Source organism: Psychrobacter sp. AOP3-A1-26, assembly GCF_052378235.1.
Lineage (GTDB): Bacteria > Pseudomonadota > Gammaproteobacteria > Pseudomonadales > Moraxellaceae > Psychrobacter.
The window spans coordinates 23,641-40,605 of record NZ_JBQSXN010000001.1; the positions used below are offsets into that span (position 1 = coordinate 23,641).

General features: G+C 43.0%; 15 protein-coding genes. 10 read left to right on the forward strand and 5 right to left on the reverse strand.

Annotated features, from left to right (window positions below; translation table 11 throughout):
* Window positions 1-49: 49 nt before the first annotated feature.
* Window positions 50-1,108 carry a GlxA family transcriptional regulator gene (locus ACT3TU_RS00100; protein ID WP_192524488.1) on the forward strand — a complete coding sequence of 353 codons (1,059 nt, stop codon included), beginning with the start codon at window positions 50-52 and terminating at the stop codon, window positions 1,106-1,108.
* Window positions 1,109-1,137: 29 nt separating this feature from the next.
* On the opposite strand, the gene ACT3TU_RS00105 is transcribed toward ACT3TU_RS00100, so the two are convergent.
* Entirely contained in the window at window positions 1,138-2,364 is a 1,227-nt protein-coding gene (locus tag ACT3TU_RS00105; RefSeq protein ID WP_192524494.1) for an LD-carboxypeptidase, read from the reverse strand.
* A 381-nt stretch (window positions 2,365-2,745) separates the two neighbouring features.
* Between ACT3TU_RS00105 and ACT3TU_RS00110 the strand changes: the two genes are divergently transcribed.
* Window positions 2,746-3,156, forward strand: a complete 411-nt coding sequence (locus tag ACT3TU_RS00110; RefSeq protein WP_192524487.1) for a YkvA family protein — start codon at window positions 2,746-2,748, stop codon at window positions 3,154-3,156.
* A 120-nt stretch (window positions 3,157-3,276) separates the two neighbouring features.
* On the opposite strand, the gene ACT3TU_RS00115 is transcribed toward ACT3TU_RS00110, so the two are convergent.
* A complete protein-coding gene (locus ACT3TU_RS00115; protein WP_192524486.1) occupies window positions 3,277-3,582 on the reverse strand; it encodes a hypothetical protein in 306 nt (101 codons plus the stop codon).
* Window positions 3,583-3,653: 71 nt separating this feature from the next.
* Window positions 3,654-4,208 carry a hypothetical protein gene (locus ACT3TU_RS00120; RefSeq protein ID WP_444783867.1) on the reverse strand — a complete coding sequence of 185 codons (555 nt, stop codon included), beginning with the start codon at window positions 4,206-4,208 and terminating at the stop codon, window positions 3,654-3,656.
* A 486-nt stretch (window positions 4,209-4,694) separates the two neighbouring features.
* Here ACT3TU_RS00120 and dnaQ point away from each other — a divergent pair, with 486 nt between their 5' ends.
* The 8 genes from dnaQ to ACT3TU_RS00160 all read left to right on the forward strand — a co-directional run bounded on the left by dnaQ (window position 4,695) and on the right by ACT3TU_RS00160 (window position 13,571).
* Entirely contained in the window at window positions 4,695-6,329 is a 1,635-nt protein-coding gene (gene dnaQ, locus ACT3TU_RS00125; RefSeq protein ID WP_444783868.1) for a DNA polymerase III subunit epsilon, read from the forward strand.
* Between the two features lie 160 nt (window positions 6,330-6,489).
* Window positions 6,490-8,172 (forward strand): hypothetical protein, encoded by a 1,683-nt coding sequence (locus ACT3TU_RS00130; protein ID WP_444783869.1) that lies wholly within the window; start codon window positions 6,490-6,492, stop codon window positions 8,170-8,172.
* A gap of 207 nt (window positions 8,173-8,379) precedes the next feature.
* Window positions 8,380-9,345 carry an NAD(+) diphosphatase gene (gene nudC / locus ACT3TU_RS00135; protein WP_192529124.1) on the forward strand — a complete coding sequence of 322 codons (966 nt, stop codon included), beginning with the start codon at window positions 8,380-8,382 and terminating at the stop codon, window positions 9,343-9,345.
* Between the two features lie 80 nt (window positions 9,346-9,425).
* Window positions 9,426-10,259, forward strand: a complete 834-nt coding sequence (locus ACT3TU_RS00140; RefSeq protein WP_444783870.1) for an RnfABCDGE type electron transport complex subunit B — start codon at window positions 9,426-9,428, stop codon at window positions 10,257-10,259.
* A gap of 53 nt (window positions 10,260-10,312) precedes the next feature.
* Window positions 10,313-11,008 (forward strand): endonuclease III, encoded by a 696-nt coding sequence (gene nth / locus ACT3TU_RS00145; RefSeq protein WP_192524345.1) that lies wholly within the window; start codon window positions 10,313-10,315, stop codon window positions 11,006-11,008.
* 373 nt (window positions 11,009-11,381) lie between these two features.
* Window positions 11,382-12,548 carry a methionine adenosyltransferase gene (gene metK / locus ACT3TU_RS00150; protein ID WP_192524346.1) on the forward strand — a complete coding sequence of 389 codons (1,167 nt, stop codon included), beginning with the start codon at window positions 11,382-11,384 and terminating at the stop codon, window positions 12,546-12,548.
* Between the two features lie 147 nt (window positions 12,549-12,695).
* Window positions 12,696-12,992, forward strand: coding sequence for a DUF3144 domain-containing protein (locus ACT3TU_RS00155; RefSeq protein WP_192524352.1), 297 nt, complete (start codon window positions 12,696-12,698; stop codon window positions 12,990-12,992).
* 219 nt (window positions 12,993-13,211) lie between these two features.
* Window positions 13,212-13,571: a hypothetical protein gene (locus ACT3TU_RS00160; protein WP_444783871.1), complete on the forward strand. Its 360-nt coding sequence runs from the start codon at window positions 13,212-13,214 to the stop codon at window positions 13,569-13,571.
* A gap of 96 nt (window positions 13,572-13,667) precedes the next feature.
* Here ACT3TU_RS00160 and ACT3TU_RS00165 read toward each other — a convergent pair whose 3' ends face one another.
* Together ACT3TU_RS00165 and ACT3TU_RS00170 are read right to left on the reverse strand one after the other, a co-directional pair.
* Window positions 13,668-15,323: a BCCT family transporter gene (locus ACT3TU_RS00165; protein ID WP_444783872.1), complete on the reverse strand. Its 1,656-nt coding sequence runs from the start codon at window positions 15,321-15,323 to the stop codon at window positions 13,668-13,670.
* 228 nt (window positions 15,324-15,551) lie between these two features.
* A complete protein-coding gene (locus ACT3TU_RS00170; RefSeq protein WP_444783908.1) occupies window positions 15,552-16,796 on the reverse strand; it encodes a PQQ-dependent sugar dehydrogenase in 1,245 nt (414 codons plus the stop codon).
* Between the last annotated feature and the right edge of the window lie 169 nt (window positions 16,797-16,965).

The window sequence follows — 16,965 nt, forward strand, 5'->3', positions numbered from 1 at the left end:
AGTTATCAAAAAACAGCCATTAAAAAAAGATAAAGGAAAACAGATAACTATGCCCTATTTCAAACCTTTTAAAGTGATTATTCTTGGCTTCGATGGGGTGCTTGGTAGCGTGCTTGCTGGCGCGTTAGACCTGTTTTCATTTACCGGTGTCAGTTGGCAACGATTTTCGGGTGAAGCCGTAGAGCCTAGATTTAATGTGCAGATAGCAAGCCTAGGCGGCGCAGATATTAGATGTAGCAATCGCTTAATCATGCAAGCGCATTGCGATATTCGAGATGTGACGGAGTGCGACTTATTATTAATCCCAACCATTGGCGATTCTATCGATAAGGTATTGAGCCAAAATAGCCAGTTAATTCCACATTTACAGCGGTTGGCAAGTACCAAAGCAGATATTGCTAGTAATTGTAGCGGTGCTTTCTTTTTAGCAAAGGCAGGATTGCTCGATAATAAAATAGCCACCACCCATTGGGGCTATGCGAGTAAATTTAAGGCAGACTTTCCACTGGTTGATTTGCAAGAAAACCAGTTTGTCACTCAATCAAAGAATCAATCAAAGAATCAATCAAAAAGCCAGTCAAAAAGTGACTCAATAACCCAGTCGGGCAATATCTTTTGTGCGGCGGGAGGAAGCGCCTTTTATGATTTGGGATTGTTATTAATAGAGCGCTATTGCGGGCGTGAGATTTCTACCCAAGTGGCAAAAACTCAAATCATCGATAGCAAAAGAGGTAATCAGAACAGCTATACCAATGTGACTTTGCATAAACCGCATGCAGACCAATTGGTTCAGCAAGTACAAGAGTTCATTGAAGAGAACTTCAATCAGCCTCTACAAGTGAGCAGTTTGGCAGCCATGGTTAATATCACACCGCGCACATTAAATAGACGCTTTCAATCCGCTGTCGCTATGCGTCCGATTGAGTATATTCAAGCGGTGAGAGTTGAACAGGCAAAACGTTTATTGGAGTTGGGCGATGTGACGATAAAATCGCTGGCGCATCAAGTCGGCTACGATGATATCTCCTCATTTACTCGCCTGTTTAAACGCGCCACCGAGCTGACCCCAAAAGAATATCAGGATAAATTTTCGCGATTGGCTATTTAGGTTTTCTTTGTTGCTGATTTCTCTAATGACTAAAGATTTTGCCATAACCCTTCGACATGAATAGAATCAGGCTTAATCGTTGGATAATCGCTAAATGCCAATTGATAACCACCGACTGTATTTGGGCTAACTTGACAGCTCGCCCCAAGTGGAAAACTGTGTTTTTGCCCAATATGACCAAAGCTCATGCCACTATAAATCGGCAATCCTGTGAGTTTATGCAGTTGACGAATCACTGTAGCCACATCGTAGCGCTTGTCATAACTGTCCTCACCTGCGCCCGATAACGCACCAAATATAATCGCTTGCTGCCCTTTAAACACGCCTGCTAAATACAAATCATACAGCATGCGCTCAATACGATAGGTTTGCTCGCCCACATCTTCTAAGAACACAATGCCGCCGTCAATACGTGGTAAATACTCGCTGCCTGCCAGCGCTGATACTATACTTAGGTTGCCACCCCAGATAGTACCGGTTAAGGTTTTTGGTTCTGCAGTTGTTAAGATACTGGGTAAATTCGGACTGGTCAAAGATGCATCATTTATATTAATCACCAAATTGGGATTGGTTAGTGCTTCTGCAAACTGTCGACAGCTGACCTGATCGGGTTTAGTTTTGCCAAACTCGCTATATAGCATCGGCGCGGCAAGCGAGCTCATATCCCCTTTTGCCAGTAATGCACACTGGATAGCGGTCACATCGCTAAAGCCTGCGAGTATAGCACCGCGCTCTTTCATGATACGACCCAGCGTTGACCAATCAACCATCGGTAATAAACGCATCGCACCATAACCACCGCGTACACCCAGTAGCAGCTTAGGGGCTGCGATAGCACCGGTGGCAATGTTTTGTAAATCGCTTGCTCGCTGTGAATCAGTACCGGCAAAACGCAGATACTGCCGCTTAGTAATCGTAGGATTGTCCACTTTAAAACCTGCACAGGCCAAGCGATCTAATGCCAACTGATTGCGCTCATTACTACCACCGACGTTGGAACTGGCAAAAAGCCTCGTCTCAATACTTGGCGTGATACAGCTTATTTGCGGTTGTAATGTCTGAGAAGGTATTGCTTGGGATACCGAACTCTCATCAAAAAATGCCGTTGGCAAATCATCTTTGGTCAGCTGTGTGCCATTATCTTGAGCAATATTATTAGATGCTAGTGCCTGAGTAATACCTTGGGTCGCTAATAACCCTACACCAGTAGAGACACCCATTTGACGTAAAAACTGGCGGCGATTCAGCCCAGCCATACTTTTTATAGGTGATTCAGCCGCTTTGTGCTCACTCTCATTTTTATTATTTTTTAATGATTGTACAGAAGGTGTTTTTGAAGCCATATTTTGTTGCTACCTATCAATTTTTATCTTGGTATCGTTTTAAGTGATTTTTATCTTTATTATTAACTGACTTATAACATCGAGACATCGCATTGTAGCTTGTTTATCAGCGTTTAAAGTTGCCCAATCTTTGCCTATATTTACTTTTTCGCTACTTTATGGCATAAAATGGCTCAAGCAACTTGCATACTCACCACCACAAACCCAACAAATCGTTATGGCACGATATTGGCACACGCCATAACTTTGTTATAGTATAAGAATACCGAATGCTGTGAAATAAGGATAATAACAATGGCTGATAAAGCAACTGACAAACAAAAAAAAGATGACATCCTAGATGCAGATCTTGAATACATTATAAATGAAGAAGAAAAGCTCAAAGAAAAACTACAAGATAGTAGCCATCTTGAACGCTTCACCAAAGACTTGATGCTGTTTGTGAGTTTAATTAAGGATTATTATAAAGGCAATTATCGCGATATTCCTTACAAGACCATCTCGGCCGGTGTCGTCGGCTTGCTTTATACCTTGAACCCGATCGATATCATCCCAGACTTCATCCCTTTTATCGGTCATATCGACGACGCACTAGTACTGGCATTTTGCTTAAAACTGATTGAAAAGGATTTGCAAAAATATCAAACCTGGAAGAAAGCTCAATCAACTGCCAAATCTACCACTGACTTAAAGAAAAACGCTTAGCCTTGTACCCGTTATAAGTTTTAAACGAGCATAGTAAAAAGCCACGACCGATAAGCATTTATCAGTCGTGGCTTTTTTAACGTCTTAAGATTTTTTAACATACCCAGTGAGCATCAGCCGCTAGCCTGGCACATCATAACTAGATTTTTCAGGATTGAGACCAAATGAATAAACAAAGGTTCCAACGAGGCTATTGACGATAATAAAAGGCAAATCAATGCTAGTGTGCCCTAATGCGTAACGACCGATCAGCCACGAGACAATTAGCATAATGATAAAAAATCCGCCGAGATACGCCAATATTGCTGGATGCTTTAGATTATAAGGCTGCTCAGGTTTAGGCTGTTTGTCCAATACACGCGTTCTGATTGCCCAACCAGCCGCATAACAAAACCCACCCAACACTACATAACTAAAAAAATTCATATTGCCTGACTCTGATGATATGGTTATTTATAATAAATGACGTTTATTCAATACTGTTTTATAACGGCTACCTAGACACTATCATTAACGTTATCAATCACAATATTGGCATGAGGATTGGCTAAGATGTCGGTATTAACGTCGTCACATTCCACGCGATAAATGGTGTTGGCACCGCGATAAATATAGGATAGATACTCACTGTCTAATAACGGATCGATATTAGCATAGACAGGTTTGACATGTGCTAATACCAGTACCCTATCAGGGCGACCAATGACGGCATCAACATTATCAGGGTCAATAGAGAAAAACGTTGGAATATCGCTTTTTTCAATCCCTTCTAACGGTTCAGCATCATCCCAAACACGCTTGGTGCTTGCAGGCTCCTTCATTTGCATCACCCACGCACCATCTTGTTGACTGACTTTGATTTGCGCCGGCTCGTCATCACTGACGGTATAGCAACCCTCAAATATTGATAAATCCGCTGCCGGCTCAACCATTTCAGTATCGGCTTGAGTGTTGCTATCATTACAAGCACTCAAAAGTAGCGCGCTACTCACCACAATACCAACCATCAAATGTGACAGTCTTTTATAAGAAATGTTTGAGCGTAAGGACATAATCAGGTTATCCTGCATTCGTGCATGAAAGGCTTTTATTAAGCGCGTTATTGTTCAAAATATAGTGGATTCACTTTAACAACGATACAGTGCTGTAACGCCGATAGTTTTCAGTTTTATAGTAGACTCTTCTTTTAAACTGCGTCTATTTTAACAGAAACCCCGTCTGTTTTTCTTGTCATGTTCGCCTTAATATAGTCGGTTCTAAATAAAAAAGATACGTTATGATATGACGCGGATGCTGTACCGCTTTTATATTGAACTCACTATTAGTTGCCATTTTAGGACAAGAAAAGCGTGATGATAGGTGTCAGAGAATTGGCAATAGCTGGTTTTACGATTTTGTGTATTGCGACTGCCCATATCAATCATAGATTTGCTATACTCAAGCCTAAAATATAAAGTGCTAGCTCTCGTTAAAACAACGTTAGCAGAAGCTTTTTTACGCTACCCTACGCTTCTTATATATTAGGTCAATACATTTTTATGTCAGACAATCAAGCCCCAGCACAGCAGCTCAATACCCATAACGCCATAAATCCGTTGGCCGCTAAAGCAAACACGATCGTTGCTTACACGGACGGCGCTTGTAAAGGCAATCCCGGTGCTGGCGGCTGGGGTGCGCATCTTATATTCAGCGATGGTCAAACGCAGGATTTATATGGTGGCGATAGCGAGACGACCAATAATCGCATGGAGCTAATGGGTGCGATACAAGCATTGAGACACAGTCCACTTGAGCAGAAACTTGAGATTTGGACAGACTCAAGCTATGTCAAAAAAGGCATCACCGAATGGATTGAAGGCTGGAAAAAACGCGGCTGGAAAACAGCCAGTAAAAAACCCGTCGCCAATCAAGACCTTTGGCAACAATTAGATGAGCTTTGCCAACAGCGTAATGTAGATTGGCACTGGGTCAAAGGTCATGCGGGACATGCTGGTAATGAAAAAGCAGATGAGCTGGCAAACCTAGGCGTGACGTCCAGCAGTGACAATTTATCGGTGATAGACACCCAAGCAGCGGCTAAAAAAAAAGACCAAATAGTAGAAACTAAACCAACCGCTAGCGATGATTGGCTAAGTTTCGACCCGCTGGGTCTTGATATGATAGAAGATGATGAGCCTGATAACGAGTCTGACGCAGCGCTATCAAAAAGCGATAACGATAAAAACCATACTAATAGCATGGTAGATAACAACGCTATAGTAGACACGAATCGCTACCAGGATACTGCTAGCGACCCAAAGAATCCTACAGATACGCCGGAACCACAGACCTTTATGACTGATACTACAATAAATACTCAAATACCAGAGACAGAAACTGATATAGGAGCTAATAAGGTAGCGGATACACCAAAATTCGATGGTGATACCAGTCGAGCCAATCCGCATTTTATACCGCTGTTACCTCAGCCTATCCACCGTCACGAGTCTGACCGTCAGCTTATTATGGATACCGAGACTACAGGCCTTGATCCACTAAAAGGCGACCGTATTATCGAAGTTGGTATTGTAGAGATGATCGGGCGTAAATTTACCGGTGAAAAGCTACACGTCTACATCAACCCACTGCGCGGTATGGACGAGGAAGTTATTCGCATTCACGGTATTTCTGAAGCATTTTTAACCGATAAACCAACCTTTGATCAAGTCGCTCAGGCACTCTATGAGTTTATGGATGGTGCTGAGATTATCGCTCACAATGCCACGTTTGATATGAACTTCTTAAATATGGAGTTTGCCAAAGTTGGTATGAATGACTTTGCCGAGCGGGTACAAGTGACCGATTCACTGGTGATGGCAAAGCAGCAATACCCAGGGCAAAAAAACACCCTAGATGCTCTCGTTCGTCGCTTGGATGTGGGTAAGCAAGACCGTACTTTTCACGGGGCCTTACTTGACTCTGAAATTTTAGCTGAAGTTTATCTGGCGATGACTGGCGGTCAAGTTACGCTAGCCATCGAAGAAGATACCCAAGCCGATGGCGGACATACCGCTCATGCAAATCTTGCTAATTTAGCCGCTTTATTACTAGAATCGAGCAGCAATGAGAGCGCCAGTCAAAGCTGGTATACAGCACTTGCCGAAGACTACCCTGAGCTAAAAGCCAACATGTAACGTCATTTAAAACGTTGATGATATCGAGCATTTGCGCAATAACATTTGTATAATATAGCCTTGATTATTGTTATATTAAGCGTTAAAACATACTAATAAATGCTTTCTAAACACCGTTTAAACCATCGTCATTCTCATTAGTACATTATGGAAAACACCTATGGACCAGTCTGCGCAAATGAAGTTAACCGCCCCAACGCTTAGTGTTACTGATTTCAACTTACCATCTCTACACTTGTTGTATGATGAAATCATCGTAACCTTAAAAGATACTGAGATTCATCTGAGTGAGTTTAATGACGATAGTAGTCAGGCGCATTTATTATTGGACTCAATCACTGTACTAAAGCAGCTGTCTTGTATTTTTGAGCTGATTTCCTTAGTCGGGGCGGAAACGCTAAACACAACCATCGTCAATGGTTTACAGCGTCTTTATGATAATGGCAATAATAACGATGTCGACTTGATCATGGATTTATCAGAAGCCATCATGACACTAGAACGTTATGTCGAGTTTGTGCTATTGACCGAATCAGTGGAGCCCATTTTATTACTACCGGTTATCAATAAACTCAACGCTCACGGGAAAGAGTCTCCTATCACAGCAGATTATTTTTCGACGTTTGGTAGCAGCAGCGTCAGTATCGCCAACCCTGAACAGAACTTCCAACCACTCAACGAGCTTAATTTAGACAGTGAATTACTGACCTATGCATATCGTAGTGGTCTTGGTGTCGCTCTGCTTAACCAAGATGGCACCATTAGCCCAGATGATCAGCAAAAACTTGACGCCATGAGTGCGGCGTGTGCTTTGATAGCATCAAACAGCAATAGTATGTTCTGGCAAGCAGCTACTGCAGCCGTTACTGATATTGCAACGATCTTGCCGCTCAATCTCAGCCAAAAACATACGCTTATTTATTTAGAGCAGCAGTTCCAAAGCTATTTGCCCGTGATGGATACGCGCTTTGCCGATTTGGTCAGTTTTGCTTGTCAGCGTGATAACGAAGCGGCGCACATATTGCGTGAGCAATATGCCAACAATCGGTTGGAAGGTCCTCAGCTGGAGCAAATGAAACGTTTCTTATTAGGCCCTAACCGAGCGCTTACCGATACGTTGAACACCATCATTCAAACCCAGATTAATACTATCAAAGAAAATGTAGACAGCTACGCGCGTGGCGATTCGCTCAATCCTGCTGATATGCAAACCGCGCAAATTATCGAAGACCTCATGACATTGAGTTCGGCGCTACGCTTGCTGGGTTTATCCAATGCCGCCAACAGCCTCGATACAGCGGCCAATGCTGTCAAAAACTGGCAAGCACCTTCGCCTGATGACTTTGACCATTTGCTGCTGGCATTGATGCATGCAGAAAACGCCACCATTGCGATGGCCGAAATGCATACCCCGGGGGCGATTTATTTACCATTGAATAATCCCCATATCTCATTGCATCAGCTCAATACGGCCAACGACACTTTGATACAAGAAAGTCGTACCGCCATTGCCAGTGCCGAACAAGCCATCAATGATTATTTGGCTGAGCCAGAGCGAGACATGCTCAATATTCAAAACATTCCTGAAATGATGCGCCAAGTTGCAGGGGCTGTACGCTTCTTGCAGCTACCAACACCTGCCAGCATGCTCAGCCAACTGGCCAACTATATGGAGCAGCGCATCGAAGGTGGCCGACGTATTGAAGACAGTACGCTCGCCTATATCGCTGATGTCATTATGGCAGTCGATCATCATTTAGATGGTTTTGAACATAATCGTCCTGTCAGTAAACAAGCGCTAGATGTCGGTCAGCAGAGCTTGAGCTATCTACTCGCTGCTTAACCACCATAGCGATCAATAAACACTTAATAATGGCAACGATACCTTGATGGCGGCGGCTTTTCTGCCATCGCCCTTCATTTATATATAGTTGGTTTAATATAATTTGGACACCGTATCCGACTTATAATGGATTGACTATATTTCAATTTAAAAAAGTCTGTATCAACACTGATGCATACTTGCCTTAAACAGTTTGGAATTCTATATATGACCAACGCTTTTGTATTTAGTGATGATACTGTTCTGTGCCGCCAAACGTCTGATGGCTGGTGGCCTTTGCAGGTTCAATTATCACCATCTAATGCAAATACAAGCCATAGCGAGTATCAACAAGCGTATCAGCTTGGCCACGTCGCGCTACTTGAAAGCCTAGCCCCGAGTCACTGGTTGTCTGCTCAAGACGGTGCTGATAAGAATGGTAAGAATACAGGTAAGTCAATTGAGACTGATGACACCTTTACTGCGCCAGCGGCCAGTGCCATTACTTATGATTATGCAATAACAAACGAGATTGCGCTGCCTATCATCGCTGAGAGTAGCGGTAAGGCTTTTGTTCCGTATCGCCAGCTGATTACCCAGTTGCCTGTTGCTGTGTCAGATCAGCTTAGTCAAGCCATGCAGTTATTGCGCTGGCAGGCAGACACACAGTTTTGTAGCCGCTGCGCTACCCCAACCGTTCATGCCAAACAAAATGAGCGTTCGATGGTCTGCCCAGCTTGTCGATTGCGCCAATACCCGCGCGTACAGCCTTGTGTCATCACAGCCATCACAAGACCAAACCCACATACGGGTGAAATGCAGATTTTACTGGCCCATCACCACCGTTACGGACAGCAAAAGACACCGCAGCAAACGCTACAATATGGTTTGATTGCAGGGTTTGTAGAGGTCGGTGAAAGCTTGGAACATGCAGTCGTTCGTGAAGTGGCCGAAGAGGTTAATATTAGCCTAACGGATATTCGCTATGTGAGTAGCCAGCCATGGCCGTTTCCATCTAATTTGATGCTCGGCTTTCGGGCGGCTTATGCAGGTGGCGAACTTATTATTCAAGAAGACGAGCTGTCACACGCCGACTTTTTTGACCTTTCAAACTTGCCCAAAATACCATCAAAAGGTAGTATTGCTTACGAGCTGATTGCGCAGATTATGAACGAGCAAGGTATGACGATTTAACGCTTTACACCCTAACCCTTACTATCACTATATTTATTCTAATATCAGCACTGACCACTGACGTTAAGGTTCCTAATTAAATGCAAAGTAGCACCAATATCCGCTTAGTCAATCTGCCAATATTGTTCGATAGCTTGAACATAAAAGCACTACCTGCTGATATACAAACGAAGATTTCAGATATTGATGCTTGCCTACCGCAAACACAGTGTGGTTTATGCGACCATCCAGATGGCTGCTTACCGTATGCAGCTGCTATCGTGCTAGACGGTGAGCCATACAATAAATGCGTGCCTGGTGGTCAACCTGTTACCAATGCCATCGCCCAAATTATCGATATAAACAGTGATGAATCGATACTGAGCGCGGCGCCTTCTCAATGGCCAATAGATGCCATATCGTCTAGGCCTACCGAGGTACGCGCCGTTATCCGTGAAGATGACTGTATCGGCTGTACCAAATGTATCCCTGCATGCCCAGTTGATGCTATTGTCGGTACTGGCAAGCACATGCATACTATCTTTACGGATTTGTGCACAGGCTGCGAGCTATGTATCGCCCCTTGCCCAGTTGACTGTATTGATTTGGTCACTATCGAGCGCGAGCTGTCTATCTCTGAGCGTGAAGCAGAACAAGATGATTTGAGGCAGCGCTATCATACTCACCTTAGGCGCGTCACCGAACAGCTGGCTGATAGCAGCAATAGCAAGCCTGTGGTCAGTATGGTAGAAGCAAAACTGAATAATGCTGCTAGCCAATCGTTGAATATCAGCGAAGCGCAAGCAAAAAATACCATTGCCGCCGCCAAGCTACGCAGTAAAATTAAAAAACTAGAAAAACAGCTTAGCGTACGCCCTAATGAGAACAAACAGACAGAACTTGAAGCGTTGCAAGCTGAGCTCGCACAATTTTAATAGCGACCATCTGCTTTTGAATAACCATTAGATAAAATAATAGTCAAAATACCATGAGTAAAACCGTCAAACATAAAACTGCCGATACCCCGCCATCGAGGCGACTACCCAATCGCGACGTGCGCCCGTTCTTTGAAAAATTGGCAGCAACGATTGACGAACCAGTTACAGAGTTAAACTATGGTAGTAATTTCGAGCTACTGATCGCCGTTATATTATCCGCACAGGCAACCGATGTCAGCGTCAATATTGCGACCAATCAGCTCTATCCTGTAGCGAACACCCCTGAGGCGATATTGGCATTGGGTGAAGACGGTCTAAAATCTTATATCAAAAACATTGGGCTATATAATGCCAAAGCCAAAAACGTCATTAAAACCTGCCATGATTTGATAGAGAAATTTAACAGTACTGTCCCAGATAATCGCAAAGACTTAGAGTCTCTAGCGGGCGTTGGCCGTAAGACGGCCAATGTGGTGTTAAATACTGCTTTTGGACAACCAACGATGGCAGTCGATACCCATATCTTTCGAGTGGGTAACCGTACTGGTCTCGCGACTGGCAAAAACGTCTTAATTGTCGAGCAAAAACTGGTCGAACGTATTCCAGATGACTTTATCGTTGATGCCCATCATTATCTCATTTTGCATGGGCGCTATACTTGTCAGGCACGCACGCCCAAATGTGGCGCTTGCCCTGTTTATGACGAATGTATGTTTAAAGATAAAGCTAAGTTTTTAGAATTATAATGCCATTGTTGAATATTACTTATAGAAGAACAAGCGACGCTCACTAGAGTTTTATCACGTTTCGAGTTAAAATAAGCCTATTTTAACGCTGATAAGCCAGATTAATTACTGTCATATAATCAGGCAACAATCACCATGTTGGCAAATGCTTATTATTAAATAGCACTTCTACTAAAGCATGAAACCAGACTAAGCTTAACCACATATTTTTCAATATCTAATTGATACATGCATTTATTATCAAGTGAATTGAGCAGTACCTATTTATCACCTTATCACCGAGCAATTGATTTGTTTGGCCAATATTAATTAAAGCAGCGCCCAGACGCTATGCTTTTCCCTACCTTTATTGATTCAATTAAGCGATCCTATTATGCGCGAATACAACTTATTTACCTCAGAATCTGTGAGCGAAGGCCATCCCGATAAAATGGCTGACCAAATATCAGACGCTATCCTTGATGCCATCTTACGTGAAGATTTACATGCGCGCGTGGCGTGCGAAACGCTGGTTAAGACAGGTGCGGTGATATTAGCAGGTGAAGTGACCACGACCGCAAATATCGATGTTGAACGTATTGTACGCGATACGGTAAACGGTATCGGTTATCACCATTCAGACTTAGGCTTTGATGGCGAGACCTGTGCTGTTATCAATATGCTTGGTAAACAATCTCCTGAAATCGCCCAAGGCGTCGATCGTAGCGACCCTGAAGAGCAAGGCGCTGGTGACCAAGGGCTGATGTTTGGCTATGCCAGTAATGAAACCGACGTTTTAATGCCAGCGCCTATCGAATATGCTCATCGTTTAATGGAGCGTCAGTCTGAGTTACGCCGTGCAGGCGAACTGCCTTGGCTACGCCCAGACGCAAAAGCGCAAGTTACCTTAAAATATGAAGGCAACCACCCTATTGCCATTGATGCAGTGGTATTATCCACGCAGCACGATCCAAGTATCTCACAAGCCGATTTACAAGAAGCGGTGATGGAATCTATCATCAAGCAAGTATTACCAGCAGATTTATTGCACGCTGGTACGCGTTACCACATCAACCCAACTGGCAAGTTTGTTATTGGCGGTCCCGTTGGTGATGCAGGATTGACTGGACGTAAAATTATCGTTGATACTTATGGCGGTATGGCTCGTCATGGTGGCGGTGCATTTAGTGGTAAAGACCCTTCAAAAGTAGACCGTAGTGCCGCTTATGCTGTGCGTTATGTGGCCAAAAACTTGGTTGCCGCTGGCATCGCTGAGCGCTGTGAAGTACAAATCAGTTATGCGATTGGCGTTGCTGAACCGACGTCTATTTCGGTTAATACTTTTGGCACCAATAAAATCAGTCATGAAGAAATCATTCGTTTGATTCGTACCCATTTCGATCTACGCCCTTATGGTATTACTCGTATGCTGAATTTATTACAACCAATGTATCAGCAAACTTCTACTTTCGGACATTTTGGTCGCCAAGGTTCTGAAACCGCCTTTACGTGGGAAAAAACAGACAAAGCTGAAATCTTAAAAGCAGATGCGGGTTTATAAACCTCGCGTGAAATATACTTTCATTTAATTTAGACCTTTAAACTTACCTACCATTATTAGGAGTCGCTTATGTCTCAAGATAACATTCCAGACGACGCTCAAAACAAAAATGACAATATTGACACTAGCCTTGAAATCACCCCTGAAATGCAGGCGTTTTACCAACGTGCCGACGCTATTATTGGCGTAGCAAACAGCCAACTAGGTCCTGAGGCGCATTCAGGCCAAGTAGGTGCTTCATTACTTTATGCTGCTGCACGTTATAGCGCATCTGTTGCTTCTATTGGCTTTGTAAAAGGTGATGATTTCGCCAAAGAAAAAGACGATATTGTTGAGTTTTATACCAAACAATACCGTCAAATGCTCAGTGACAACTTGACTGATTACGCACAAAATTTCGACAAATATGTCCAGCTTAATAAAGACGACAAGCCTAGCGAATAAGACGAAAAGACTTAGCTAATTTTTCAAAAGTTCTTGTAGCACCAAGACTTAAACCCAAGCTTACGATTAAGCTTGGGTTTTTTATTGGCTATAATTTGGTGGCTCACTACCCCGAAATAAGCTATTATGAGTTTAACCCGTCCTATTGCTAATAAGTATTAAAGCAATCGTTTTTGATAACAGGAAGTTATCAGTTGCTACCTATAAGGAGATATTGTTATGAAACACTTATTTCAGTCATGGCGATTATGCTTGTCATTATTAGGATTATCAGCAACAGTGGCTTTGGCTGGCTGTAACAATATCCAAAGCGTCAATACACCTGACACGCCTCCTATGCATACCACTGAATACAACCAGCAGATATCTAACGACAACCCTTTTACTAAGTGCCCACCTTACAATCCTGAACAAACGATGTGTACCATGCAATATGACCCTGTCTGTGTCAAAATAAAAAACCGCTCAGGTATCAGCTATCGCACGGCGGGTAATGCATGTTCAGCTTGTGGCACAACGGTGGCAATCGGTTACGTTAAAGGACAGTGCGCACAACCTGACGTAAACGTAAGCCAATAAAACAAATAACACTGCCGAACTAAATAAAGAAAGCCCCAGCTTAATCATAAGCTGGGGCTTTTAGGTGAGCTTTGCTACTTTTTACTTTAACAATACTTAATTATCAGATTTTTCGAAATCAGGCGGACCTGTTAGCAGTTCTTCATCACGGAACTCATTGGCTGAGTTGTGCTCTGCTGATTCTTCAGTGATAAACCACTGCTGATTACGATATAAAATCAACCGATCTCGACTTAAGCCGCGCAATAAGGAGTACATCATAATAACAATGACAATAGCAAAAGGAAAACCTGACACGATAGACGCTGCTTGCAGTGCACCTAAGCCACCTGCTGCTAATAATACAGCGGCGATAACACCTTCAGTACCTGCCCAAAACAAACGCTGAATTTTTGGTGGATTGGTATCACCACCTGAGGTCAACATATCAATGACAAAACTGGCTGAATCCGATGAAGTGACAAACCAAAGTACAATCATTACCACGATTAGCAAGTTCAATGCTGAAGTTAATGGATAAGACTCCATCAGCTTAAAGATAGCACTACCGGTATCAGCCCTGACTGCTTCAACTAAACCAGGGCTTGCGATATTAGGATCAACCGCTGCCATCAGCTCCATATGTACTGCTGAGCCACCAAAAGCGGTGAACCATAAGAACAAAATGGTAATAGGAATCAACAGTACGCCTAATATGAACTCACGGATAGTACGCCCACGAGAAATACGTGCGACGAATACACCTACAAATGGCGACCAGCTAATCCACCATGCCCAATAGAAAATCGTCCACGATGACTGCCAGTTTTCTTCGCCGTTATAAGACTCGGTCCACGTTCCTAATGGTATGACTTGATGCAGATAATTACCAATATTTTCGACAAAGCTATTAAAAATAAACTGCGTAGGCCCTAAGATAATCACGAAGCTTAGCAATACGACCGTAAATAGTATATTAATATCACTGAGGCGCTTAATCCCTTTATCCAGCCCCATAAACAGAGATAACCCTGCTAGCATGGTGATAAAGGCAATTAAAATAATCTGTACGGTGATGTTATTTGGAACACCAAACAGCGTCTCAAGACCAGAGTTAATCTGCAATACACCCAAACCCAAGGTGGTCACCACCCCAAACATCGTACCGAACACCGCTAGCGTATCAACGGTATGGCCCATAGGACCATAGATTTTTTTACCAATCAAAGGGTACAGCGTTGAGCGAATGGCCAATGGCAAACCGACTCGATAGTGGAAATAGGCCAATGCCAACGCCACCATGCCGTAGACTGCCCATACATGCAAACCATAATGCAAGAATGAGATATTCATTGCCTGTTTGGCAGCAGCAATCGTCTCGGGGTCACCGTTTGGCGGTGCCATAAAATGCTGTAGCGGCTCGGCGGTGCCCCAGTATAGTAGTCCAATACCAATACCCGCTGAAAACAACATTCCAATCCAAGAAACTAGATTGTACTCTGGTCTTTCTGTTTGATGGCCAAGTCTAATGTCACCATAGCGACTAAAGATCATGTAAATACTCATGACCAGTACTAGATTGACAACAACAATAAAGAACCAGCCAAAGCGTATAGACACAAATGCCTTTGCCTGTCCAAAGACTTCGCTTGCCAAATCATTAAAAAAGGCACCGAATATAATAAACGCAAGAATTAACAGCGCAGAAGTTAAAAACACAGGTTTACTTACCCGTGGAAAAGGGCCCAATCGGCCAACTTTCACATGATCCATTTAGTCATCTCAATTTTTTAAGGTGCCTACCTTAACAAGATACGTACAAACTATCAAACCTGATTCAATACCCTGTAGTTTTAACCGGCACTCATGGGTTAATATTAAGAAAGATAAACTTAAAGTAAAAACCGTACAAATATTTATTTTTTATCACCAATAGTACTGTCTCGGTTTAAAATGAACCCACTATATGTCACTGCTTTTATTTTGGAATTCAATCAGTATTTACTTAGGAAATAAATGCAGCAGCCTAGCCTCATCACCATCTTCTAATAACCACACTTCACCATCTACTGCTAGCACACTACGAATACGCTTACCCATATCATAACGATAACGCTCAGAAGCGCTGTCATTATCACTATCATTGTCATCCAGATTAACCACAATAAGCGCTTTTGATGATAGACCGCTGATAAGTACATCTCCTTGCCACGCTGGAAAATCATTATGTTTACCAGATTTATAAATGCTCATCGATGAAGGCGATACCACAGGCGTCCAAGTAATTTTTGGCGCTGCAAAATCAGGACGGGTATCATGGTCAGGAATGTCCGTCCCTGTATAATTACACCCATTGGATACTAGTGGCCAACCATAGTTTTTGCCTTTTTCAATGAGATTAAACTCGTCGCCGCCGCGTGGTCCCATTTCATGCGCCCATAACTTTCCTTTATCATCAAATGCCATACCGAGCACATTGCGATGACCGATTGTCCAAAATTGTGCCGAGACATCATTGTTTTTATCCATAAATGGATTATCGGCTGGCACAGTACCGTCAGGTTTTAACCTGATTATTTTACCCAAGTTGACACTCATATCTTGCGCTGGGGTTTTTTCTTGGCGCTCACCTGAGCTGATATATAGATACCTTCCATCAGGTGAGAATAGCAATCGATGGCTGTAATGACCCTGTCCTTTCATCTTTGGTGTTTGCTGCCAAATGGGCCTAATGGCTTGCAAGCTTGGTTGACCAACGTCCAAACCTGACAGTTTGGCTTTGATGACTTTAGCACCGAATTTACGACTGTCAGGTCCTGTACCAGCTTCGACGTAGCTAAGATATATATTATTAGACGTTGCGAAATCTGGCGCCAGAATAACATCGCCAAGACCACCCTGCCCGCCATAAGCCACTTTGGGCACACCAGTGATGGCTGTCTTATTACCTGTTGCTGCATCGACGACAAATAACTCTCCTGTCTTTTGAGTCACAAGCAGTTTTAACGACTCATCACCTTCTCTAGGAAGTGCAGTCATCGCCCAAGGCTCATTAAAAGTGGCAACTGTTTTGGTGGTAAAGGTAGGTTTCTCAGCATGTAAAAACTCATTGACGACTGAATCTTCTGCTTCTTGATATTTTGCCAAATCGCCATTGGTGTCAATGATTGACTGGTCAGAGCAAGCAGCCGTGCTAAACAACAATGACATTGCTGCTAATAATGGTGCCACGTGTTTTTTCAATATTTTATTTTTAGCGTTCTGAGCGGTATGCCTATCTATCGCCATTTTTATAATTGTCATACTAGCCATCCTTGTGCGCTTTTTTATAATATAACAAGGACTTTATCTATTCTGGTACAGGTTATGTTTGTCTATAGAAAAACCCCTTATTTGCCTTAGCAGATAAGGGGTT